At 27.9% G+C, this 22205-nt stretch carries 26 protein-coding genes, 1 tRNA gene and 3 pseudogenes; 12 read left to right on the forward strand and 18 right to left on the reverse strand.

From position 1 onward, the window contains the following. Together ABXT58_RS07110 and purH are read left to right on the forward strand one after the other, a co-directional pair. Nucleotides 1-1632, forward strand: coding sequence for a heparinase II/III-family protein (locus ABXT58_RS07110; RefSeq protein WP_415303958.1), 1632 nt, complete (start codon nucleotides 1-3; stop codon nucleotides 1630-1632). Further along, a pseudogene (purH, locus tag ABXT58_RS07115) lies at nucleotides 1611-3166 on the forward strand (bifunctional phosphoribosylaminoimidazolecarboxamide formyltransferase/IMP cyclohydrolase). The gene ABXT58_RS07110 and the pseudogene purH overlap by 22 nt, the downstream one beginning before the upstream one ends. Here purH and ABXT58_RS07120 read toward each other — a convergent pair. Further along, complete coding sequence (locus tag ABXT58_RS07120) at nucleotides 3156-3500, reverse strand: 4a-hydroxytetrahydrobiopterin dehydratase (protein WP_415303959.1); 345 nt, start codon at nucleotides 3498-3500, stop codon at nucleotides 3156-3158. The pseudogene purH and the gene ABXT58_RS07120 sit on opposite strands and share 11 nt — an antisense overlap. A 23-nt stretch (nucleotides 3501-3523) precedes the next feature. Further along, a tRNA-Gly gene (locus ABXT58_RS07125) sits at nucleotides 3524-3599 on the reverse strand. A gap of 96 nt (nucleotides 3600-3695) precedes the next feature. Here ABXT58_RS07125 and ABXT58_RS07130 point away from each other — a divergent pair. Then, nucleotides 3696-4337, forward strand: coding sequence for an LON peptidase substrate-binding domain-containing protein (locus tag ABXT58_RS07130; protein WP_415303960.1), 642 nt, complete (start codon nucleotides 3696-3698; stop codon nucleotides 4335-4337). Nucleotides 4338-4340: 3 nt separating this feature from the next. Here ABXT58_RS07130 and ABXT58_RS07135 read toward each other — a convergent pair whose 3' ends face one another. Both ABXT58_RS07135 and ABXT58_RS07140 read right to left on the reverse strand, forming a co-directional pair. Beyond that, nucleotides 4341-4862: an FAD-dependent monooxygenase gene (locus ABXT58_RS07135; protein WP_415303961.1), complete on the reverse strand. Its 522-nt coding sequence runs from the start codon at nucleotides 4860-4862 to the stop codon at nucleotides 4341-4343. Nucleotides 4863-5023: 161 nt separating this feature from the next. Beyond that, the gene (locus ABXT58_RS07140; RefSeq protein ID WP_415303962.1) at nucleotides 5024-5437 is read right to left on the reverse strand and encodes a hypothetical protein; all 414 of its coding nucleotides are present in this window, start codon (nucleotides 5435-5437) and stop codon (nucleotides 5024-5026) included. 65 nt (nucleotides 5438-5502) lie between these two features. On the opposite strand from ABXT58_RS07140, the pseudogene ABXT58_RS07145 reads away from it, so the two are divergent. After that, a pseudogene (locus ABXT58_RS07145) lies at nucleotides 5503-7590 on the forward strand (DNA translocase FtsK). 82 nt (nucleotides 7591-7672) lie between these two features. After that, nucleotides 7673-8143 carry a LolA family protein gene (locus tag ABXT58_RS07150; RefSeq protein WP_415303963.1) on the forward strand — a complete coding sequence of 157 codons (471 nt, stop codon included), beginning with the start codon at nucleotides 7673-7675 and terminating at the stop codon, nucleotides 8141-8143. A gap of 4 nt (nucleotides 8144-8147) precedes the next feature. Here the strand turns inward: ABXT58_RS07150 and ABXT58_RS07155 are convergent, their stop codons facing one another. The 7 genes from ABXT58_RS07155 to hisB all read right to left on the reverse strand — a co-directional run bounded on the left by ABXT58_RS07155 (nucleotide 8148) and on the right by hisB (nucleotide 12014). After that, complete coding sequence (locus ABXT58_RS07155; protein ID WP_415303964.1) at nucleotides 8148-8564, reverse strand: GNAT family N-acetyltransferase; 417 nt, start codon at nucleotides 8562-8564, stop codon at nucleotides 8148-8150. Nucleotides 8565-8646: 82 nt separating this feature from the next. Continuing rightward, nucleotides 8647-9012 carry an HIT domain-containing protein gene (locus ABXT58_RS07160; protein ID WP_415303965.1) on the reverse strand — a complete coding sequence of 122 codons (366 nt, stop codon included), beginning with the start codon at nucleotides 9010-9012 and terminating at the stop codon, nucleotides 8647-8649. Beyond that, nucleotides 9012-9317 (reverse strand): phosphoribosyl-ATP diphosphatase, encoded by a 306-nt coding sequence (gene hisE, locus ABXT58_RS07165; protein WP_415303966.1) that lies wholly within the window; start codon nucleotides 9315-9317, stop codon nucleotides 9012-9014. Before hisE ends, ABXT58_RS07160 begins: the two co-directional genes overlap by 1 nt. Before the next feature lie 2 nt (nucleotides 9318-9319). Further along, a complete protein-coding gene (hisF, locus tag ABXT58_RS07170; protein WP_415303967.1) occupies nucleotides 9320-10075 on the reverse strand; it encodes an imidazole glycerol phosphate synthase subunit HisF in 756 nt (251 codons plus the stop codon). Further along, nucleotides 10068-10790, reverse strand: coding sequence for a 1-(5-phosphoribosyl)-5-[(5-phosphoribosylamino)methylideneamino]imidazole-4-carboxamide isomerase (hisA, locus tag ABXT58_RS07175; RefSeq protein WP_415303968.1), 723 nt, complete (start codon nucleotides 10788-10790; stop codon nucleotides 10068-10070). The genes hisF and hisA overlap by 8 nt, the downstream gene beginning before the upstream one ends. A 1-nt stretch (nucleotide 10791) precedes the next feature. After that, nucleotides 10792-11418, reverse strand: coding sequence for an imidazole glycerol phosphate synthase subunit HisH (hisH, locus tag ABXT58_RS07180; protein WP_415303969.1), 627 nt, complete (start codon nucleotides 11416-11418; stop codon nucleotides 10792-10794). Between the two features lie 5 nt (nucleotides 11419-11423). After that, on the reverse strand, nucleotides 11424-12014 hold the full coding sequence (gene hisB / locus ABXT58_RS07185) for an imidazoleglycerol-phosphate dehydratase HisB (RefSeq protein WP_415303970.1): 591 nt from the start codon (nucleotides 12012-12014) through the stop codon (nucleotides 11424-11426). Between the two features lie 91 nt (nucleotides 12015-12105). Between hisB and hslV the strand changes: the two are divergent. Together hslV and hslU are read left to right on the forward strand one after the other, a co-directional pair. Continuing rightward, nucleotides 12106-12620 (forward strand): annotated as a pseudogene (hslV, locus tag ABXT58_RS07190) (ATP-dependent protease subunit HslV). After that, nucleotides 12620-13987 (forward strand): ATP-dependent protease ATPase subunit HslU, encoded by a 1368-nt coding sequence (gene hslU / locus ABXT58_RS07195; RefSeq protein WP_415303971.1) that lies wholly within the window; start codon nucleotides 12620-12622, stop codon nucleotides 13985-13987. The pseudogene hslV and the gene hslU overlap by 1 nt, the downstream one beginning before the upstream one ends. Nucleotides 13988-13991: 4 nt before the next feature. Here the strand turns inward: hslU and ABXT58_RS07200 are convergent, their stop codons facing one another. Together ABXT58_RS07200 and ABXT58_RS07205 are read right to left on the reverse strand one after the other, a co-directional pair. Further along, entirely contained in the window at nucleotides 13992-14528 is a 537-nt protein-coding gene (locus ABXT58_RS07200) for a Smr/MutS family protein (RefSeq protein ID WP_415303972.1), read from the reverse strand. Further along, nucleotides 14529-15128: a Tim44/TimA family putative adaptor protein gene (locus tag ABXT58_RS07205; RefSeq protein WP_415303973.1), complete on the reverse strand. Its 600-nt coding sequence runs from the start codon at nucleotides 15126-15128 to the stop codon at nucleotides 14529-14531. 58 nt (nucleotides 15129-15186) lie between these two features. Here ABXT58_RS07205 and ABXT58_RS07210 point away from each other — a divergent pair, with 58 nt between their 5' ends. Together ABXT58_RS07210 and ABXT58_RS07215 are read left to right on the forward strand one after the other, a co-directional pair. After that, the gene (locus tag ABXT58_RS07210) at nucleotides 15187-15609 is read left to right on the forward strand and encodes an FxsA family protein (RefSeq protein WP_415303974.1); all 423 of its coding nucleotides are present in this window, start codon (nucleotides 15187-15189) and stop codon (nucleotides 15607-15609) included. Further along, complete coding sequence (locus ABXT58_RS07215) at nucleotides 15593-16015, forward strand: protein-export chaperone SecB (protein WP_415303975.1); 423 nt, start codon at nucleotides 15593-15595, stop codon at nucleotides 16013-16015. Before ABXT58_RS07210 ends, ABXT58_RS07215 begins: the two co-directional genes overlap by 17 nt. Here ABXT58_RS07215 and dnaQ read toward each other — a convergent pair. The 5 genes from dnaQ to ABXT58_RS07240 are packed head-to-tail and all read right to left on the reverse strand — an operon-like array spanning nucleotide 16012 to nucleotide 19446. After that, nucleotides 16012-16680 (reverse strand): DNA polymerase III subunit epsilon, encoded by a 669-nt coding sequence (gene dnaQ / locus ABXT58_RS07220; RefSeq protein WP_415303976.1) that lies wholly within the window; start codon nucleotides 16678-16680, stop codon nucleotides 16012-16014. The genes ABXT58_RS07215 and dnaQ overlap by 4 nt on opposite strands. A 1-nt stretch (nucleotide 16681) precedes the next feature. Then, nucleotides 16682-17251: a dephospho-CoA kinase gene (coaE, locus tag ABXT58_RS07225; protein WP_415303977.1), complete on the reverse strand. Its 570-nt coding sequence runs from the start codon at nucleotides 17249-17251 to the stop codon at nucleotides 16682-16684. Continuing rightward, entirely contained in the window at nucleotides 17248-18045 is a 798-nt protein-coding gene (aroE, locus tag ABXT58_RS07230) for a shikimate dehydrogenase (RefSeq protein ID WP_415303978.1), read from the reverse strand. The genes coaE and aroE overlap by 4 nt, the downstream gene beginning before the upstream one ends. Continuing rightward, nucleotides 18042-18629, reverse strand: coding sequence for a Maf family protein (locus ABXT58_RS07235; RefSeq protein WP_415303979.1), 588 nt, complete (start codon nucleotides 18627-18629; stop codon nucleotides 18042-18044). The genes aroE and ABXT58_RS07235 overlap by 4 nt, the downstream gene beginning before the upstream one ends. Further along, a complete protein-coding gene (locus tag ABXT58_RS07240; RefSeq protein ID WP_415303980.1) occupies nucleotides 18622-19446 on the reverse strand; it encodes a pyruvate, water dikinase regulatory protein in 825 nt (274 codons plus the stop codon). Before ABXT58_RS07240 ends, ABXT58_RS07235 begins: the two co-directional genes overlap by 8 nt. 284 nt (nucleotides 19447-19730) lie before the next feature. Between ABXT58_RS07240 and hemE the strand changes: the two genes are divergently transcribed. From hemE to hemJ, 3 genes are read left to right on the forward strand one after another with little or no spacing between them, the layout of a single operon-like run. After that, nucleotides 19731-20732: a uroporphyrinogen decarboxylase gene (hemE, locus tag ABXT58_RS07245; RefSeq protein ID WP_415303981.1), complete on the forward strand. Its 1002-nt coding sequence runs from the start codon at nucleotides 19731-19733 to the stop codon at nucleotides 20730-20732. Continuing rightward, nucleotides 20733-21767 (forward strand): ferrochelatase, encoded by a 1035-nt coding sequence (hemH, locus tag ABXT58_RS07250; protein WP_415303982.1) that lies wholly within the window; start codon nucleotides 20733-20735, stop codon nucleotides 21765-21767. After that, nucleotides 21760-22194, forward strand: a complete 435-nt coding sequence (gene hemJ / locus ABXT58_RS07255; protein WP_415303983.1) for a protoporphyrinogen oxidase HemJ — start codon at nucleotides 21760-21762, stop codon at nucleotides 22192-22194. Before hemH ends, hemJ begins: the two co-directional genes overlap by 8 nt. Nucleotides 22195-22205: the final 11 nt, after the last annotated feature.

Below are 22205 nucleotides of genomic sequence, written 5' to 3' on the forward strand. Positions count from 1 at the left end.
ATGATTTTTAATAATTTATTAAATTTTATTAATAATTCATATATACTTTCTAAAAAAAAAATTCATTCTCTATATTTAAGCTCAAATACTTATAACAAAAAAATTAAATCTTCTACAGTTAGCTCTTTACAATACTACCCGAGTCCTAACTTGCTCGACTCACTGATAAAGTACGATAAAAAAAAAATTAATATCGAAAATTATTCATTAAATAAAATATGGGATAACAAAAATTTAAAAAAAAAAGATTATAAAAATTTAAATAGTTTTTTTTGGCTATTTAGTTTGGATTTAAGATCTTCAAAAAAAGATACTCAAAATGTAATTTTACAATGGATTAATAAAAATCATAGTTACAACTCTAAAAGTTGGGAGGTTGATATAGTGGCTAAGAGAATAATTGCTTGGACTTCCAACTCTAGACTTACGTATGAAGATAGTAGCACTGATTACAAAGATCAATTTAATGCTATTATAAAAAAGCAAATTAATCATTTAATTAATGAAATAGAACGGTCAGAATGGGTTGATGATAAAATGATAGGTTGTACAGCTATTATTTTAACTGGCTTAACCTACCAAGATAAAGATGGATATTTAAAAATAGGTCTTAACTTATTGAGAAAACTTATAAAATTTTCTTTTGACAATGATGGTTTTCCAAAATCAAGAAATATCAGACAATTATGCTTTTACTTAAAATATTTTATTCTAATCAGGGAGTGGTTCAAAGAATCTCAAAGTGAGATACCTGATTTTATTAATGAAAATATATATTACTTAGGTCAAGCTTATACATTCACTTGGCAAAATAATAAAATAGATCTGCTTTTCAACGGCAACCATGAAACAAATAATATTGATTTTGATCGTTATTTAAAAAAACATGGATATAGTTTTAAAAATCAAAATAATGAATTGGGGGGATATGCTGTTCTTAGCAACAAAAAAACTTCACTAATCATGGACATAGGTTCAAGTCCTGATAAAAAGTTTTCTTCAAACTATCAAGCAGGTGCATTATCTTTTGAGATAATATCAAATGGGAAAAAATTAATTTGTAATTCTGGATATTTTCAAAACCATAATCACCAATTAAATGAACTATCAAAATCAAGTGCCATACACAGTACTCTAACTTTAGATGATAGATCATCATGTAAATTCAATAAAACTAAAAACGAAAGTTCAAAAATTTCTCATGGATTAAAAATATTAAAAAAAAATATTGTGTTTGAAAAAAATTACTGGAAAATTAATGCAGCACATGATGGTTATTTAAGACAATATGGTATTATTCATGAGAGAGAAATGGAGTTTTACCCTGAACAAATAAAATTTGTTGGTTATGATAAAATAATTTCAAAAAATAGTATTAAAAATTTAAAATTTGAAATTAGATTTCATTTAGAGCCCAATATTAAGATAATGAAGACTCAAGATAATAAATCAATACTTATAGATCTTGATGGTGAAGGTTGGAAGTTTAATTCTAATAACATTAATATGAATATTGATAATGGTCTATATTTTGGTAGAAAAGATTTCTTTGTTGATAATCAAAATATAGTCATTTCTGGAATGACTAATGATGAAAACCAGACTATAAAGTGGGAAATTACAAAACTATAATGAAGAAAATAAAAAAAGCACTGATTTCAGTTTCTGATAAAAAAAATTTAAGAGATCTTTTAAAAGTTTTAACTAAACATAAGATTGAATTGATAAGTTCAGGTGGTACTTATAAAGAGATCAAAAAACTTAGGTTTAAATGTTTGGAGGTTTCAGAATATACGGACTCTCCTGAAATACTTGGTGGTAGAGTTAAAACGCTACACCCAAAAATACATGCTGGAATATTAAGTAAAAGAAATAATAAATCTCATGCCAAGGACTTAAGAAATAACAATTTTGAAGAAATAGACCTTGTTATTGTTAACTTCTACCCTTTTGAAAGAACTCTAGAGCAGACTAATAATCATTTAAAAATTATAGAAAATATTGATATCGGGGGACCAACAATGGTTAGGGCTGGAGCAAAAAACTATAATGATGTTACTGTCATTACTTCTTCAGATCAATATAGTGAATTAATTAATGAGATAGAAAAGAATAAAGGGTCTACGTCTATTGAGTTTAGAGAAAAAATGTCTTTAGAAGCATTTTCTGAAACGGCATATTACGATGCTGTTATTTCAAATTACTTTAACAAAATTAAAAATAATAATTTCCCTAAGAAAAAAATTATATATGGAAATTTAATTGAAAAATTAAGATATGGTGAAAACCCTCACCAGCAAGCTGCTGTTTACTCAAAAACTCAAAATTTAAATATTAAACAAATTCATGGGAAACAACTGAGTTATAATAACTACAATGATATATTCTCTGCCCTAACTATTTCCAAATCTTTACTAAAAAATTCAGGTACTGTTATTGTTAAGCATGCTAACCCATGTGGTGTTTCTATTGATAAGAGTAACTTAAAAAGCTACCAATTAGCGCTTGCATGTGACCCTATAAGTGCTTTTGGAGGAATAGTTTCATGCAATTATAAAGTAAATAAAACTTTAGCAATGGAACTAAATAATATTTTCTTAGAAGTTATTATTGCAAATGGCTTTGATCTTGAGGCATTAAAAATTTTGAAAAAGAAAAAAAATTTACGTCTTATTGATGCAACAAACCTTACAATGAAAAATTTAGTAAGGTTTAACTCAGCTAATGATTCTTTTTTAACTCAATCTGAAGATATAGAAAAATTCAGTATTAAAAATTTTAAAATAGTTTCAAAAAAAAACCTAACAAATCTCAACTAAAGAATTTAATTTTTGCTTTCAATGTTTGTAGATACGTTAAATCAAATGCGATTGTTTTAGCCAGTCAAGAAGCAACTGTGGGTATTGGATCTGGACAGCCTAGCAGGCTTGATAGCTGTCAAATTGCAATAGATAAAATGAATAAATTTCAAAATTTAAATGATGAAGTTGTTGCAGCTTCAGATGCATTTTTCCCATTTGTCGATGGTATAGAAAAATTAGTGCAATCAGGTATTACTGCTGTAATACAACCCTCTGGATCAATCAGAGATAAAGAAATTATAAAATTTTCAAATCAAACTAATACTATTCTAGTCTTTTCTAAAACAAGACATTTTAGACATTAAAAATCTGATCAATTTTAGCGGCCAGAATAAAATCATTTTCTGACAATCCTTCTATTGCATGCGTGGTAATTCTAATTTTTGCATACCCCCATCCAAAAGAAATATCTGGGTGATGGCCTTCTGCTTCTGAAATTTCTCCAACTTTATTGATGAAGTCCTGACTATTAATAAAGTTTTTAAAAGTATATTTTTTTTCTAAGAAATAAATTTTACTTTCATTTTCAATGACATCCCATCCATCTACTTTTTTTTGATATTTGTGTATTTCACTTATATCAAAAGGGAAGATTCCACCCTCACAAGGAACACATTTCTTATTGAATAGATCATTCATTTGTTAATTTTTTTTAAGTTTATTGGAGCGGGTCAAGGGAATTGAACCCTCTACCTAATCGTTGGCAACGATTTCGCTCTACCAATGAGCTAGACCCGCTTATAAAAATACTATAAATAGACGGTTTTTTTAAAGCAAGCAATAATAAAGTTATTGATTGGTATATAGATTTTTAAAAATTTGCTAAAAGATGTAATGAAAAAACAAAAATTGCCAAAAATTATACCTCTCTTCCCCTTAAGTAATTTTATTATTTTTCCAGATACGACTGTCCCACTGAATATATTTGAACCAAGATATATTGAGATGATTAATGACAGTATGAAAACAAATAAATTTATAGGCTTAATTCAACCTAAGAAAAATAATATTAACTCTATTATAGATCTTCATGAGATTGGCTGTATGGGAAAAATTACTCGTTTTGAAGATACATCAGATGGTAGATGCTTGATTGATCTTAATGGATTAGTACGATTTAAAATAACTAAAGAAATTAAAAATGATAAATCGTATCGTGAGGGCGAAATTAGCTTTGAAGATTATCAGGATGATTTGAATTTACAAAAGGAAGAATTACAATTTTCAGATCTCGAATTAATTTTTAAAGATTTAAAGTCATTATTTGAAAAAAAAGGATACGTAATTAATTGGAAATCATTGGAAAAGCAAAATTTAAATGAAACAATAAATGCATTGGCTATGGCCTCCCCTTTTTCGCTGGAGGAAAAACAAATTTTATTAGAAAGTCAAAATCTAAAAATAAGAAAAAATAAAATTGCTGAAATATTAAGTACCTATAATTATGATAATTTTGAAAATACAACTATTCAATAAAATCTAAAAATTTAATCCTTCATCTGCAAGTTTGGTAAAAAAATTATTTAAGTTTTTATTTTTTCCAAAAAATTTTAAAATCTTATTAAAACTTTTATTTCTTATTTCTTTATCAAGATTAAATATTTCATAAATAAAATCTACACTATTAGAAAAAAGAAAATTTTTACTTTTTGTCTCTTTTTCAAATTGAGATAAGATTGATGAATCTAATTGAATACCAAGGTCAATTTTTTTTTGAATAATACCAGATAACACTTTAATATCTCTAATAGTCATATTAAACCCCTGACCTGCAAGTGGGTGTATCCGATGAAGTAAATCACCAAATGCTAAAATATTTTCATGTTGATAGTTTCTTAAATTAGATGAGGTTAACTTAAAACTGCTCAATTTAAGTATTTTTTGTATTTGATATTTTGGATTATTTTTAATTATTAAATCTAAGATCTCACTATTATTATATTTTCTATTTTTAGTATCTAATGAACATACTACTGATGTTTCACTATTTGAAATTGGCAAAAATGCAACCGGACCACTTTTTGTGAAAATTTGTGTAGCAATATTATTGTTTATTTTTTTATGTTCTAAAATTGTTGTGTAAGCAAAGTTCTCATAATCTTTATCAATTTTTTTTGTAAAAAATTTATTTGATAAAAAATTATTAGAATCACAATTAATTATTAAATCATATTTTTTTTTTTTAACAAGTTTATATAAAAAGAATTATTATTGATTAAGCTTTTTTTAAAAAATTTATTTTTTGATATTTTTCTTATTAACGATTTGTAAAGATCATCATTTTTTAACATGTAAAATAGATTATCTTTACCACTTTCAAATTTTAATAAGTTTTCTTTCTCCAATTTTTCTGAATAAATTTCTATTTTTTTAATTTCCCAAAAATTATTCTTCGGAATTTTATGAATTTCTTTTCTAAAAAAGTCTAAGTTATTTTTAGATATCCCTATTGTTCTGCTTGATAATAAATTTTTAATTTTATTTTTATGATAAAGGTGAACATTAATTTTTTTATTTATAAGATTTTTAGCTAAAGATAGACTGGTAAGGCCATCTCCTATAATACAGATATTCATAATAATTTTTAATTTTAACAATAAAAATTAGATGATACAAAGTGATTAATTAGATTTATTAATTTATGAAATTAAAAAAATTAGTCAACAATGCAATCAATTTTAGTATAAATAGGTTTATTGAAATAATAGGTGTGACTATTTTGGCAATAGGTGTCTTATTGCTAGCTTCGTTAATTACTTTTTCGCCGATGATCCTAATTTTATTTTTCCAAAAAACACAGAAATTAAGAATATTTTTGGATTTCGTGGAAGTTTTGCTGCCGATATTTTTTTGCAATCTTTTGGGGTGATAGCTCTATTAATACCCTTTAGTTTTATAATTTCAGGAGTAAATATTTTCATAAATAAGAAAATTTTCTCAATAATTGGGAGTATTTTTTATATTACTTTTTATTCTTTGCTTGGTTCTTTATTTTTTTCCTTTTTTTACCCAACATCATTTATGCTTTATATTAATGGTAACGGTGGTTTTATTGGTAAATATTTAGAAACAACTTTTTTAAATTCTATAATTAATATCAATTCCCAATTTTTTTATTATATTCTTGTATTATTAATCTTAATTTTGTTTTTAATTAGCATTCAATTTAAAATTAATTCATTTTATAGAATTATTAAAAAAATATTTAAATTTGTATTTTTAAAAAAAGAAAAAAACTATACTAATAAAAATGAAGTAATAAGTGAATTTATACCACAAGATGAAATTACAAGTCTAATTCAAGAAGATTTACCTTTTATTAAAAGTGAAAATAAAACTGATAATAAAAAGATAAAATTTAAGTTACCTTCTATTAGTTTATTAAAAATTCCAACACAAAAAGATAAAGAAAAACTAAGAGATGACGATTACATTGATAGTGAATTTTTGGAAAAAATTCTTTTAGATTTTGGTGTTAGCGGTGATATAAAAAAAGTTAGTCATGGACCTGTAGTAACTTTAAATGAATTTGAACCAGCGGCTGGGGTTAAGGTATCAAAAATTATTAATCTTTCAGATGACATTGCCAGAAATACAAGCTCTGAATCAGCTAGAATTGCTACTATCCCTGGAAGAAGCACAATTGGTATCGAGCTACCTAACTCAACTCGTGAGAATGTTTACCTTAGCGAAATTCTTTCAAATAATGATTTTGTAAAAAGAGATATTAGACTGCCAATCGCTCTAGGTAAAAACATTTCTGGAATTCCTGTGGTTGGAGATTTGGCTTCTATGCCACATTTATTAATTGCTGGAACTACTGGATCAGGAAAGTCTGTTTGCATAAACACTATTATTCTTTCTCTTCTTTATCGACATACGCCTGATAAATGTAAGTTTATTTTAATTGATCCTAAAATGTTAGAGTTATCAACTTATGAAGGCATACCTCACTTGCTTTGCCCTGTCATTACTGAGGCTAAAAGCTGCCTCTGTATTGGGTTGGGTTGTTAAAGAAATGGAAAATCGATACAAACTTATGACTAAAGAAGGTGTTCGTAACATAGATGGCTATAATGCAAAACACACTTTAGCTATGCCATACATAGTTGTTGTGGTTGATGAAATGTCTGACTTAATGTTGGTTGCTGGAAAAGAAATAGAAAATTATATTCAAAAACTTTCTCAAATGGCAAGGGCTGTTGGTATTCATATTATAATGGCTACTCAAAGACCTAGTGTTGACGTTATTACAGGGACTATCAAAGCAAACTTCCCAACAAGGATATCCTTTCAAGTAACCTCTAAGATAGATAGTAGAACAATTTTAGGTGAACAAGGCGCAGAACAATTGCTAGGTAAAGGCGATATGCTTTACATGTCATCTGCTAATCGTATTGTTAGAATTCATGCTCCCTTTGTTTCAGACGATGAAATTGAAAAAGTTAATAACTATTTAAGAAGTCAAGCAGAGCCAGATTATATAGATGAGATATTAAGTTTTGTAGATGAAAGAGAAATTGGTGAGAACTCATCAAGTTCTAGTGAAAAAGATGAATTGTATCAAGCAGCATTAGATATTATTAGATCTGAGGGTAAAGCCTCAACTTCTTTTTTACAAAGAAAGTTACAGATAGGCTATAATAGAGCGGCAAGAATTATTGACATGATGGAAGCTGACGGGATTGTAAGCAAAGCAAATCATGTTGGTAAAAGAGATGTTTTATAATGTTTAGGGGTTTAATAATATTTTTTATATTAAATTTTTATAGTCCTGTTTTTCTTCGACTAAAGAGAAAATAATTTCCCAAATGCAACTTACCAATAATTTGAGTTTTAATTTTATTCAAACTATTAATAATAAAAATGAAAACGGAAAATGTATTATAAAATACCCTAAGAAAATTTGGTGTGAATACGAAAATTCTAATAAAAAAATTATTGTCTCTAATGGAAAATCTTTAGTAATAAAAAATGTAAATAAAGGTAGCTACTATCTTTATCCACTTAGTAAAACCCCATTAAATCTCTTGTTAGATAAAAATTATCTAATATCAAAAATGAAGATTTTAGAGCCAAGAGAAATTGATAGTAAATATTTAAATTTTAAATTTTTTGAAAATAGTAATGAAATTAATGTTTTTTTTGATAACAAGAGTTTAAACTTAATGGGGTGGCAAACTGAGGACATCTATCAAAACCTAGTAATTACTATCATTTCGTCTGTTAAAATAAATCAAAAATTAAATAACAAAATTTTTATTTTACCAAAAAATAATTAAGCATCTATCTAGTTAATGTTTCAGATTTAAAAATTTTCATGCCTCTTGATTGATAATTTAATAAAGCATTTTTATGATCCAAAGAGCAGGTATGAACCCATACTCTTAGACAACCTAAGCTAAATGAAAATTTGATTGCTTCACTTAGTAGATATCCACCTAATTTTTTTCCAAAATACTCTTCTAAAATACCAAAATAAGCAATTTCTACTTCCCTTGTATCTTTGTTAAATAATATCTCAGAATAACCAGCTATTTCGCCTTTATTTTTAAGAATATAAGTAAAAAGTTTTTCATCAGAGACATACTTAGTCCAATCGAAATCTGTCCAAGCAAGTCTATCAACCCATTGGCAGTTTTTACCTATGTTCTTATAAAAAAATTTATTTAATTGGAAATCTTTTGGATTGGTTAATTCCACAGAATAATCTTCTGATGGTTTTTTAGCTCCTTTAAAATCTTTAAAGATATTAGCTCTAAATAATTTCTAAAGATTTTTTCTTTCATTCAACCATTTTTCCAATTTTTTCGCCTCCAAATAAATGAAAGTGTAAATGTGGAACCTCTTGACCTCCATGAACATCTAAATTGGTAAGGGCTCTATAGCCTTTTCCTGTATCAGTTGATATTCCTAATATTTTTGAAACTTCTGTAATTGCTTTACTTAATGCAACTATCTCTTCATCTGAAGCTCTGTTATTAAAATCATCTAAGTTAATATAGTCACCTTTTGGTATCACTAACGCGTGAATTTTTTTTTGAGGATTAATATCATAAAAAGAAAGAACATGATCATTTTCAAATATTTTTTTACATGGAATTTTTTTTCTTAAAATTTTTGCAAAAATATTGTTTTTATCATAACTCATTATCTGCTGTTCTTTTCCTCAATACCTGATTGTTTTTTTCTATTTTCTAATTCTTTTAAGACATCTTCAAACTTAATATCGGCTGCCTCTAGTACAACTAATATGTGATAAATTGTATCTGCTGCCTCATGTACTATGTTAGATTTATTATTTAAAGCCTCTTTAAGCTCACTAAATTCTTCTTCCATTTTATCTATACATTTAGATAAACCGCCTGATAATAATGAGGAAGTATAAGATTTATCTTCATCTTTATTTTTTCTGTCTCTAATTGTGTTTACTAAATTTAATAGGTTTTCTGACATGCCTAAATCCTAACTGGAATTCCTTTTAAATTCAAATATTGTTTAGCTTCATTAATTGAGTGTGTTCCATAATGAAAAATTGAAGCCGCTAAAACTGCACTAGCGTTCCCTAATTTTATACCGTCTACTAGATGATCTAAGCTACCTACTCCACCTGAAGCAATCACAGGTATATTAACTGTCGAAGATATCTTAAACATCAAATCATTATCATAACCAATTTGAGTACCATCCCTATCCATGGATGTAACTAGTAATTCCCCTGCTCCACTATTTTCCATTTTTTTTGCAAACTCTATTACATCGAGGCTTGTGTTGTTTCTTCCACCATGTGTAAAAACCTCCCATTTATTGCCATTTTTTTTAGCATCTATTGCAACAACAATACACTGTGAGCCAAATTTTTTTGCACTTTCAATTATCATTTCAGGATTTTGAACTGCAGCAGTATTGATTGAAACTTTATCTGCTCCACAATTTAATAATTTATTAATATCATCAACTCCTCTAACTCCTCCTCCAACTGTTAATGGTACAAAGCATTTCTTAGAGGTTCTTTGAATCACATCATAAATTGTATCTCTATTTTCGTTTGAGGCGGTAATGTCTAAAAAACAAATTTCGTCAGCACCACCATCGCTATAAATTTTGGCTTGCTCAACTGGATCACCAGCATCTTTTAAATCTACAAAATTAATTCCTTTAACAACTCTCCCATTTTTAACATCAAGACATGGAATAATCCTATTTTTAAGCATCTATTTCTCTCACTAGTTCTTCTAACTTAATGTCTCCATCATATATGGCCTTACCAACTATAATTCCTTCAATATTGTTATTGAAACTCTTTGCTTTTTTAATGTCATCAATTGAAGAAACTCCACCAGAAACAATCACTGGACAGTTTGAGGTATCAGCAACTTTTGATGTTTCTTCAAAGTTGGGGCTTTGCTTAGTGCCATCTCTGTTTATATCGGTATAAATTAATCTACTAGCACCATAATCATTTACTTCTTTTAAAAAATCTAAAGTAAGTTTATTGGAATTTTCCTTCCAACCTGAAACTGACAAGTATCCGTCTTTAGCATCCAAACCTAATGCAATTTTATTTGGAAATTTTTGACATGCTTTTTTTAAAAAATTTTTATCTTTTATAGCCGCACTTCCTAAAATAACTTTTTCAACTCCTACATCTGTATATTTTTGAATACTATCAATGGTTCTAATACCTCCCCCTACTTCAATTTTTAAATCAAATTTAGCCACTATTTCTTGGATAATATCTAGGTTAACTGTCTCACCAGTTAAAGCTCCATCTAAATCGACAATGTGTAAATTTTTAAAACCATGATCTTTATATTTACCAGCTTGATCAACTGGGGACATTTCATATTCAGTTTTATTATTAAAATCTCCTTTAACTAGCCTTACACATTTCTTGTCTTTAATATCTATAGCTGGAAATATTTTCATTTTATAAATTTATAAAGTTTTTTATTATTTGTAATCCAATTTTATCACTCTTTTCAGGGTGAAATTGAGTTCCAAAAATGTTTTCTTTTTCAACAGAACAAACAATATTCGATGAATAATCTGTTGTTGCAGAAATTACGTTTTTATCTTCTGGAATAAATTCGTAGCTGTGCACAAAATACATATGTGATTTATTTTTTATATCCTTAAAAATCTTGCTTTCTTTAATAATACTAATTTCATTCCAGCCAATGTGTGGAAGTTTGAATTTATCATTTTGATTATCGATCTTTGATACTTTTCCCGAAATCCAACCAAGACCTTTTGTTTCAATTTCCTCATAACCAATATCTGCAAACATCTGTAGACCAACACAAATTCCAAGAAGAGGTTTTTTGTTAGTGACTGCAAAATCATTGAGTATTTCTACTAAACCATTTACGCTATTCAATGCATCAACACAGCTCTTAAACGATCCCTGCCCCGGTAAAACCACCTTATCACTTGATTTAATCTTATTTAAATCTGAGGTTACTTCGATATTAACTTTGTCTTTAGCAACTTCCTTAAAGGAATTTATTACAGAGCTGATGTTTCCTGAGTTATAGTCAACAATCGTGACATTCATCAAATTTATAAAGAGCCTTTGGTTGACGGAATACTCTTTTTATTTCTAGGATCTATTTCTAAAGCTGTTCTTAGTGATCTTGCTAGAGCTTTAAAACAAGACTCAATTATATGATGACTATTGTCTCCATAAATATTTTCCATATGCAATGTTATTCCCGCTGATTGAGAAAATGCTTGAAACCATTCTTTGAAAAGTTCTGTGTCCATTTCTCCAAGTCTTTCCACTTTCAGCTTAACTTTCCAGATTAAGTATGGTCTATTTGAAACATCGATTGCAACTCTTGTTAATGTTTCATCCATTGGAATCATTGCGTGCGCATATCTTCTAATTCCTACAAAATTTTTTGAGGCTTTCTTTAAAGCTTCACCTATTGCTATTCCAGTATCTTCTGTTGTGTGGTGAAGATCTATATGGGTATCACCTTTTGCTTTAACTTTTAAATCAATAAGTGAATGCCTTGATAGCTGCTCAAGCATGTGATCTAAGAAGCCTATTCCAGTATCAATTTTATAATGACCTTTACCGTCAATATTAACTTCAACACTGATACTCGTTTCTTTAGTTTTTCTGGAAACTTTACCTATTCTGCTCATAATATTAAATACGTATATAGAGATTGTTGAAATATATCAATATTTGTAATCCACTACTTGAAGAATAAAAATTAATATCCATCTATAATCCATGACTACAATAGTACTAATTAGAAAAAATAATGAAGTAGTGGTGGCTGGAGATGGCCAGGTTAGCATGGGTAATACGGTTATAAAAAGCACTGCTGCAAAAGTTAGAAAAATTGAAAAAAGAAATGTAATTGCCGGCTTTGCTGGATCAACTGCTGATGCTTTAACTTTATTTGAAAGGCTTGAGGCAAAGCTTGAAAAGCATGCTGGAAACCTTCCTAGAGCAGCTGTGAGTTAGCAAAAGATTGGCGGACAGATAAATATTTAAGAAGATTAGAAGCCTTAATGGCTATTGGCGACAAGGAAAATAGTTTTATAATTTCTGGTACAGGTGATGTTTTAGAACCTGAGGGCAATGCCATAGGTATAGGCTCTGGTGGGAATTATGCCTTAGCTGCTGCTAAAGTTTTATTGGATACAGATTTAAGTGCAGAAGAAGTTGCAAGAAAAGCTATTAAGGTTGCTTCTGAAATATGTGTATTCACTAATGATAATATTAAGATAGAAAAAATTTAATGGAAGATTCAAACGTTACACCTTTTCCAAAAGAAAAAAATAAAAACAAGGATCGTTCTTTGGTTAGCTCTTTGTCTCCTAGAGAAATAGTTTCAGAATTAGATAGATACGTAGTTGGACAAAATAAAGCTAAAAAAGCAGTCGCTATTGCTTTAAGGAATAGATGGAGAAGACAGGCTTTAAAAGGTGAAATGAAAGATGAGGTTTTACCTAAGAATATCTTAATGATTGGACCAACAGGGGTTGGTAAAACAGAAATTTCTAGAAGACTATCCAAATTAGCAGAAGCACCTTTCGTAAAAGTCGAAGCAACAAGGTTTACAGAGGTTGGATATGTTGGAAGAGATGTTGAGCAAATTATAAGAGATCTACTTGAAATTGCAATTGCAATGGAAAAAGTAAAGAAAAGAAAAGAAGTTCATGCAAAAGCCCAAAAATTAGCAGAAGAAAAAGTTTTGGATGCGGTGGTTGGAAATAAAGCAAGCCTTGCTACAAGAGAAAGTTTTAGAAAAAGATTAAGGGATGGTGATTTAGACGATAATGAAATTGAAATCGCAGTAAATGATAGCGGTTCTCAAGCTTCCTTTGAAATTCCTGGAATGCCTGGCGCGAACATTGGGATGATAAATATTGGTGAGATGATTGGAAAATCTGTTGGAAATAAACAGAAGAAGAAAAAAATGACAGTCAAAGAATCTCATGAAATTTTAATTAACGATGAAGCTGATAAGTTAATAGAAGAAGATAAAATTATAAAATCAGCAAAGGATTCAACGGAAAATAATGGAATAGTTTTTTTGGATGAAATAGATAAAATTTCTGGGAGAACAGATAGATCAGGTGGAGATGTTTCTAGAGAAGGAGTACAAAGAGATCTACTTCCTTTAATTGAAGGAACAACTGTGAGTACAAAGTATGGTACAATTAAAACTGACCATATCTTATTTATTGCATCAGGAGCATTCCAGCTTGCGAAACCTTCAGACTTACTTCCTGAACTACAAGGTAGGCTTCCAATAAGAGTTGAACTTGAAGCTTTAACTAGTGACGACTTTAAAAGAATTCTTAAAGAGCCAGATTATAGTTTAATCAAACAGTATGTGGCTCTCTTAAAAACCGAAAATGTAGAATTAGAATTTTCAGAAGATGGAATAGATGCTATCGCAAGTATGGCCTCAGAAGTTAACAATACTGTAGAAAATATTGGCGCAAGAAGATTGCACACCATCATTGAAAGAATTTTAGATGATATTAGTTTTACAGCAACAGACAGAGCTGGTGAAAAAATTGTAATTAATTCAGAGTACGTAAAGCAAAATCTAGATGAACTTGTTAAAGATACAGATTTATCTAAATTTATTCTCTAATAAACTACTTTATCTTAAATTTATTTTTAAGATAAATGTAAAATGCTCCACTTCCACCATCTTCAATTTTTGCATCAGTAGTTTCAATAATAACTCTTGTTAGGTTTTTGTTATTTTCAATAAATTCAGGGACTGAATATTTTAGGATGCTTAAGTCTCTTGAAAGATAGGGGTTTTGAACATTTTTAGACCTAAGGCCTTTGCCTGTAATCACTATTATTTTAGTAACATTTTCATCAAGGGATTTTTGAATAAATTGTTCTACAGCTTTGTTTGCTTCTTCAATTGTGTAACCATGAAGGTCTATCTTTTTTATTTTTTCTTGTCTTATATTTTTTTTATTAACAAAATCTTTATTAGGAATTTTCTCTTTATTTTTTATAAAATTTTCCCAATCTTGCTTATCTTTTTCTAAAATTTCTATAGTTTTTTTACCCCTTATATCTTTTTTTTGTAAAAATTTTTTATTAGGAATTTTTTGTTTATTTTTTAGGAAGTTTTCCCAGTCTTCTTTGTCTTTATCTGAAATTTTTTTAATCAATTATGTAATAGTATCAATTAACAACCAGTTAGGATTGATCGATTTTATATCTTTTGAAAAAACCCATGTATCGTAAACTGTTTTAATTTTTTCAGTATCTCCTGAAATTATTTTTTCATCTTTATCTTTTATGCAGGTTATAATTTCACTGACAAAATCTACTGTAACTTCCAGACTATCTTCTATTTTTTGATGTGTTTTAACTATGGCTGTCTTAATTCCTATAAAAGTTATCTCCGCAAAATGGCCTTTATTTTCTCTATCTAAAAGAGCTTCTTTGAATTGATCGTGAATTTTTTTGGACAAAAGAGGTTTGCTAGCTATTAACTTATTATCACTATCACTAAAATCAGTAATAATTGTTTCATAAGCAATTCTTGCACCTTTTAAAAAATCTTTCTGTGCTTCTTTATCAAAATTTTCATTGATTGATTTTGGGTTTAGACTTGGTTTAATTTTTTGAAATTCTTTTTCAAATTGTGTTGGTATTTTTCCTTCAAAACCAGTTTTTTTACCAAGTATTCCTCGTAGACGAAGAAAAATAAAACCAGCAATCATTGCCAAAAGAATAATATCTATGTATTCAAAACTGTAACTCATAATTTAATAATATTTACTATGTTGATTAATTACAACTAGCAATTTAGTATAAAGACAAATGAACACATTTTTATTATTATTAATTGGTATTCCTATTATTGAGATTTATATATTTATCAAAATGGGCTCTCAAATTGGCGCTTTTAATACTATTTTACTAATTTTTATTACTGCGTTTTTTGGTGTTATTTATGCAAGATATGAAGGTTTTAATACTTTAAGGGCTGGAATGTCTCAAATTGTTAAAAATGGACTTCCAGTTTATGAGATTATCTCTGGTGCTGCTTTAGCTTTCGCTGCGTTACTTTTAATTTTACCAGGATTTGCAACCGACTTTTTGGGTTTATTGATTATTTTTCCTCCAACAAGAAAATTGATTTTTAAAAAAGTTTCAACTAAACAAAAGACAAATAATAAAAAACAGGATTTTATTAATGGTGAATTTGAAGATATAGACGACGAAAATGACAGAAAACTTTAAAATATTAGCTGAATTTGTAAAAGACATTTCTAGTGAGACACCTGATATTCAAACTTATATATTTGTAAAAGAAAATATTGCCAAATATCAATTGAACATAGATATCAATTCTAAAGCCTTAAAAAATAAAATGATTGAAGTTAATACAACTCTTAAATTTGAAGATAAGGAACCAAATGGAAAAAAATCTTATTTTGAAATAGTTTATGCTTCAATCGTAAAAGTTAATGAAGAAGTAAAAGATAAAAAAGATTTAGAAAGAATTTTATTGTGTGATGTACAAAATAAAATTTATCCTAATTTAGAAAAAACATTTTTGAATCTTCTTCACAATTCTGGGTTTCCTGAAATAAAACTTGATAAAAAAATAGATTTCACTCAACTGTATAAACAAAGATCTAATTAAAAAAAATTTTTTTTTAGGCTACTTTTTAAATATTCCTCATGTAGCTTAAGTTCTTCTTCTGTGGGTTTAATTACTTTTTTATAATATTGATTTGTAACATTTGAGTTTAATTTTGCTTTTATATTTTCTTCATTTTTAAAATTTAAGGTTGGTTCTTTTTGATCTAAAAGATTAATATAAACTTTTGCCAACAGATCACAGTCAATAAGTGCTGTGTGTTGTGTCCTTTCAGAATTATCAATTCTGTATCTTTTACACAAAGCATCGAGACTTGTTGGTGAACCAGGAAATTTATCTCTAGCTAATGCAAGAGTGTCTATGACGTTTTCATTATTAAGTTTTTTCTTACCCAGTAATGTTAATTCGTTATTTAAGTGTGATAAATCAAACTCGGCATTGTGAATTACTAATCTTTTATTTTCTATAAAATTTAAGAACTCATCCACAACTTCTGAAAATTTTTTCTTAGTAGATAAAAATTCGTCCGTGTAACCATGAACTTCAAGTGCTTTTTCAGAAACTTTTCTTTCAGGATTTAGATAACAGTGGAACTTGTTTTGGGTAGGAATTAAATCATCTATTTCAATACATCCAATTTCTACAATTCTATGACCCTCTCTAACTGATAGACCCGTTGTTTCTGTGTCTAATATAATTTCCTTCATCTTATAAAATTTTTTTAATAATTTCTGCTATGTTTGTCTTAGCAGATTTATTAGTAAAGTTATTTTTAATAATAAAATGAGATTTTTCCTTTTTATAACTCAATGATAACTGTATTTTTTTAAATTTATTTAATAAACTTAAATTAAAATTATCTCTTTTTTTTAATCTTTTTATAATTTCAGATTTTTTTGATTGAATAAAAATTATAACATCGTCTTTTTCGTTAAGTTTATTTTCTAATAAAAGAGGTATGTCTAAAATAATAATATCTTTTTTTTTGTTGTTTTTTAAAAAAATATTTAATTTTTTCCTTACTTCTGGATGAACTATATTTGTAATTTTTTTTAAGTTTTTCTCACTATCATCTATTGCTGATATAATTTCCTCTTTTTTTATTGGAAGTGATAAGAAATATTTTGGTAGTTTTTTTTTTAAATCCTTAAAACATAATTTGTTTGTCTTATAAATTTTAGCAACCTCTAAATCTGCATTAAAAACTGGGTAATTAAAAAGTTTTGCTATATGGCTTTTCCCAGAGCCTATATCACCTACAATAGCTATTCTAATCATAAATCAAGTAAATTAAGCGTTTCTTTGTCTATTACGGGTAAAATATTATGCCAAATGAAAAAAGCTTTTTGGGCCTGATATACAAACATCATTTTACCATTTTCAATTTGTGCACCAAAATTTTTTGCTTTTTTTAGAAAGTTTGTTTCATTAGGGTTATAAATTACATCATAAAAAAATTTATTCTGACTAATATTCTTATAATCAATATTTATTTCATCTTTTTCACCTAACCCAATACTTGTTGCATTAATAATTATATCAAAATTTATAGTCTTTCCCCATTCTATTATTTCAATTTCTGGAAAATTTTTTTTTATCTCTAGTGCTTTTTCTTTTGTTCGGTTGCTCAGGTAAATTTTTGCTATTTGCATTTTTTTTAAAGCAATAATTATTGAAGGAACGACTCCACCAGCACCAAGAATAAGCACTTTTTTATTTTTAATAACCTGGCTTGTTGTTTCTAAACCAGTTTTAAATCCCTCAATATCTGTATTATCTCCAATAATTTTATCTTTGTTTTTATAAATAGTATTTACTGATTGAGAATTTTTTGCTTCATCACTTAATATATCTAAAAATGGAATAACTGTTTTTTTAAATGGAACGGTTACATTCAATCCATGAATTTTTTCTTCTCTAAGATCTAAAATCAATTGTCTAATTTCATTTTGCTCTAAGAGTTTTTTATCATACGATGCGTTTAGGTTATTTTTTTTTATCCAATAATTGTGTAGCTTTGGGGATAGAGAGTGTTCTATTGGGTTTCCTATAACTAAAAATTTTTTATTCATTCTAATCTACTTAGGTATTCTTTTATCTGTTTAACTGGGAGACCCATAATGGTGTCTTCATCTCCTTCAATTTTAGAAAATAAATTTCTTCCTTCTCCTTCAATTTGGTAAACATTGTAGGCATAAAGTGCCTCGTCTGAAATTTTTTTTAAGTAAACTTCAAGCTCTAAAAAACTCATGTTTTTCATGGTTAATGAAGCCTTATCTGTATAATTCCATATCATTGATCCACCCCTGGAAATGCAAACTGAACTAACGAGTTGATGAGTTTTTCCATTTAATTTTTTGAGTATTTTAAGAGCTTCAATTCTATCGTTTGGTTTTGATATTATCTCTTCTTCTAGGTCTATTACGCTATCTGCACCTATAATGATTTCATTAATAAATTTTTGGCTTACTTTGTTTGCTTTTAATTCAGCTAAGTTTTTAGATATGATTGCTGGTGTTGCTTTTTCTTTTAATAAACTTTCTTTAATACTGTCTTCATCCACATTAGACGGCACGACCCTGCATGTGATTTTGTTATCTTCTAAAATTTTTTTTCTTACTTTGCTTTTCGAAGCAAGTATTATTTCATTAACCATTGTTTTTATATATTTCGTGTATTTTAATTATTGATGCAGCTGTTTCTTCAACTGATTTTCTTGTAACATCAATTGTTGGCCACTTATATTTTGCAAAAGTTTTTTTTGCATCCTCAACTTCTTTTTTAATATTTTGAATATCAGTATAACTGGTGTTTTCTTTTTCTTTAAGCGTCATCATTCTGTTTTTTCTTATATCAACCAGTCTCTCTGCCTCCGTTGTTAACCCAACAACACATGCCATCTTAGGATTTTTTTTTAAGCTTTCAGGTATTGAGTACTCGTTGACTAGTGGAATATTTGATGTTTTAAAACCTTTGTTTGCTAAATAAATTGAGGTTGGAGTTTTACTTGTTCTACTAACACCAAGTAATATTAGGTCTGACTTATCTAGTTCTTCAACTAAATTTCCGTCGTCGTGATTCATTGTAAATTGAATAGCCTCAATTCTTTCATAATATTCCTCATTGAGCGCGTGTTGCCCACTTGGGACGTGTGATGCTTTTTGATTTAAGAGTTTAGAAAAATTAAGTATTAAGTTTCCTAAAACGCTAAAGCAAGGAATTCTTTCGCTATCACTTTTGTTGGCTAAAAACTTTGCAAGATTATTATCAACGATCGTATATAAAATTATTAAATTTTCTTTCTGTTTGGCCTCTGATAATATCTTAACAATCTGATTTTCGGTTCGAGTAAAAAAGTATGACTTAACATTATATTCGATATTTTTAAATTGTGCTTTAATTGCTAAAAATACCCTATCTAAAGTTTCACCAGTAGAGTCGGAAATTAGGTATATTTGATATGTATTACCCATGAATAAAATGTTGATAATTAAGTATTGTTTTTAACATTTTTTGAAATAATGATGTTTTTTATTTTTCACTGTAAAACCCTCGTTTTATAAACATTACTAAACATGTGAAGTATTAATATACATTTTATCTAACAAAATTAAATAAACTCTCCATTTAAACATTACTCTTTGCCTCTATAAATTATTAATTGTTAATAAATCATGTATAAACTGTGTAAAACAATTAATTACCATTATTCACATACTATATAACTAATACTATAATTAAATATTTACTTATTATTATGACACCCCTTCTAGAAACAATAATAAACAAGAAAACAACTAATTCTCCAATATGGTTAATGAGACAAGCTGGAAGATACCTTCCAGAGTTTAGGGAGATTAGAAAGTTAAATCTAGACTTTATTAATTTATGTTTGAATGAAAATTTATCATCTGAGATTACCTTGCAGCCATTAAAAAGATTTGAATTAGATGCCGCAATAATATTTTCAGATATTTTAATGTTACCCTATGGATTAAATCAAAAAGTAGAATTTAAAAAAGATTTTGGTCCACATTTAGGACCACTAAACTTAAATGAGATATCTAAAATTGATGAAATTGATTTTATACAAAAGCTATACCCAGTTTATAAATCAATTAAAAAAGTGAGTGAGAACAACCTAATTAAAAATAAAAATTTAATAGGATTTGTTGGGGCACCATGGACATTATTAGTTTATATGATTAATAAACATTCACCAAAAAAAGAATTAATAAAAGATTTTTTTAAAGATGAGTTTTTAATAAATAGAATTCTAATAATATTAGAAAAATTTTTAAAAATACACATTGATCAACAAATAAAGAGTGGTGCAACTGTAATCCAAATTTTTGATAGTTGGGCTGGGCTATTAGAGGAAAAGGATTTACCAAACTATGTTTATGTTCCAACTCTAAATTTGGTTGATTATGTAAAATCATTAAACATACCGGTTATTTGTTTTCCAAGAGGAGTTAAAAATTATAAAAATTATTGTGATATCATTAAACCCAGTGCTATTAATATTGATTATAATGTAAACCCAGTTTCTATATGTAAAAAAATTAATATACCCGTCCAAGGTGGGCTTGATCCTAAAGTTTTATTAACAGACACTGAAAACTTAAAAAAGCAGGCCTTAAAATATTTAGATATTTTTAAAGACCACCCATATATTTTTAATTTAGGGCACGGAGTTTTACCGGAAACCGAGCCCAACATGGTTGATTATTTGGTGAAGATGGTAAAAGATTATTAAATGAAAAAAGCAATTATCTTATTTAACCTTGGTGGTCCTGATAAAATTGAAAATGTTGAACCTTTTTTATTTAATTTATTTAATGATCCAGCGATTTTAAATTTACCAACTTTTTTAAGATACCCCCTAGCAAAACTAATCTCAAACAGAAGGGCCCCTGTTGCTAAAAAAATTTATGCAGAACTGGGTGGATCATCACCCATACTAAAACTAACCAAAGAGCAATCAAGCGCCCTAGAAATAAAATTAAATCAATCACAAACAAAAGATGAATACAAATGCTTCATCGTAATGAGATGTTGGAATCCAAGGGCTAAAGATGTGATTAAGGATGTTCAGCTATTTAAACCAGACGAAGTTGTTTTAATGCCTCTCTACCCCCAATACTCTGCCGCAACATCGGGATCTTCAATTAAAGAATGGAAAGATATTTGTAAGAGAAATAATTACAATATTAAAACAAGCACAATCTGCTGTTACCCAACAGATCAGAATTTTATTAATGCTCATACAAAGGAAATAATAAAAAAAATTAAAAACCTTAAAAATTTGAAATTAATATTCTCTGCACACGGCTTGCCAGAAAAAAATATTAAAAAAGGAGATCCTTATCAGTGGCAAGTAGAGCAATCTGTTAAAAAAATAGTTGAGAGCTTAAATGATGAAAACTTAGATTGGATATTAAGTTATCAAAGTCGAGTTGGCCCACTGAAGTGGATAGGACCATCAACAGAAGATATAATTATTGAAAATTCCAAAATTGGGAAGCACATTGTTTTGGTCCCTATCGCGTTTGTTTCCGAACACTCAGAAACTCTCGTTGAGCTTGATATAGAATACAAAGAAATAGCAAATGCTAACGGGTGTAAAAATTATACAAGAGTTCCAGCACTTGGTGTTAATGAGAATTTCATTAAAGCAATTTCAGAACTAATAATTAAAAAAAATGAATATAAAATTAATGAGAATCTTTACCCACCAAAGATACAATGTCCTTCTAATTTTAAAAAATGTCCTTGTTTAAATTATGAATAGTTATTTATTATTTAAGAGCCTACATTTAATCTCAGTAATTTCCTGGATGGTGGGACTTTTATATTTACCCAGGATTTTCGTTTACCATGTCGAAAATTTAAAAGATAAAAATACCTCTTTAATATTTAAAACGATGGAAAAGAAATTATATTCTTATATTATGACACCTGCCATGATCTTAACTTGGATATTTGGTTTAATTTTAATTTTCTTTTTGGGTCCCGAGGTTTTTTCTACAACTTGGATTAAGTTAAAATTGCTGTTAGTTATTTTATTAACTGCATACCATTTTTATTTATCCAAACTACTTGCTAATTTTAAGATGGATCAAAATACTAAATCTTCTAAGTTTTTTAGAATAATTAACGAAGTACCAACAATATTGCTTATTTTGATTGTTTTTATTGTTGTTTTTAAGCCCATCTAAGCTTGTAATAC

Origin of the sequence: Candidatus Pelagibacter sp. Uisw_090, assembly GCF_047717845.1 — a bacterium.
GTDB lineage: Bacteria > Pseudomonadota > Alphaproteobacteria > Pelagibacterales > Pelagibacteraceae > Pelagibacter.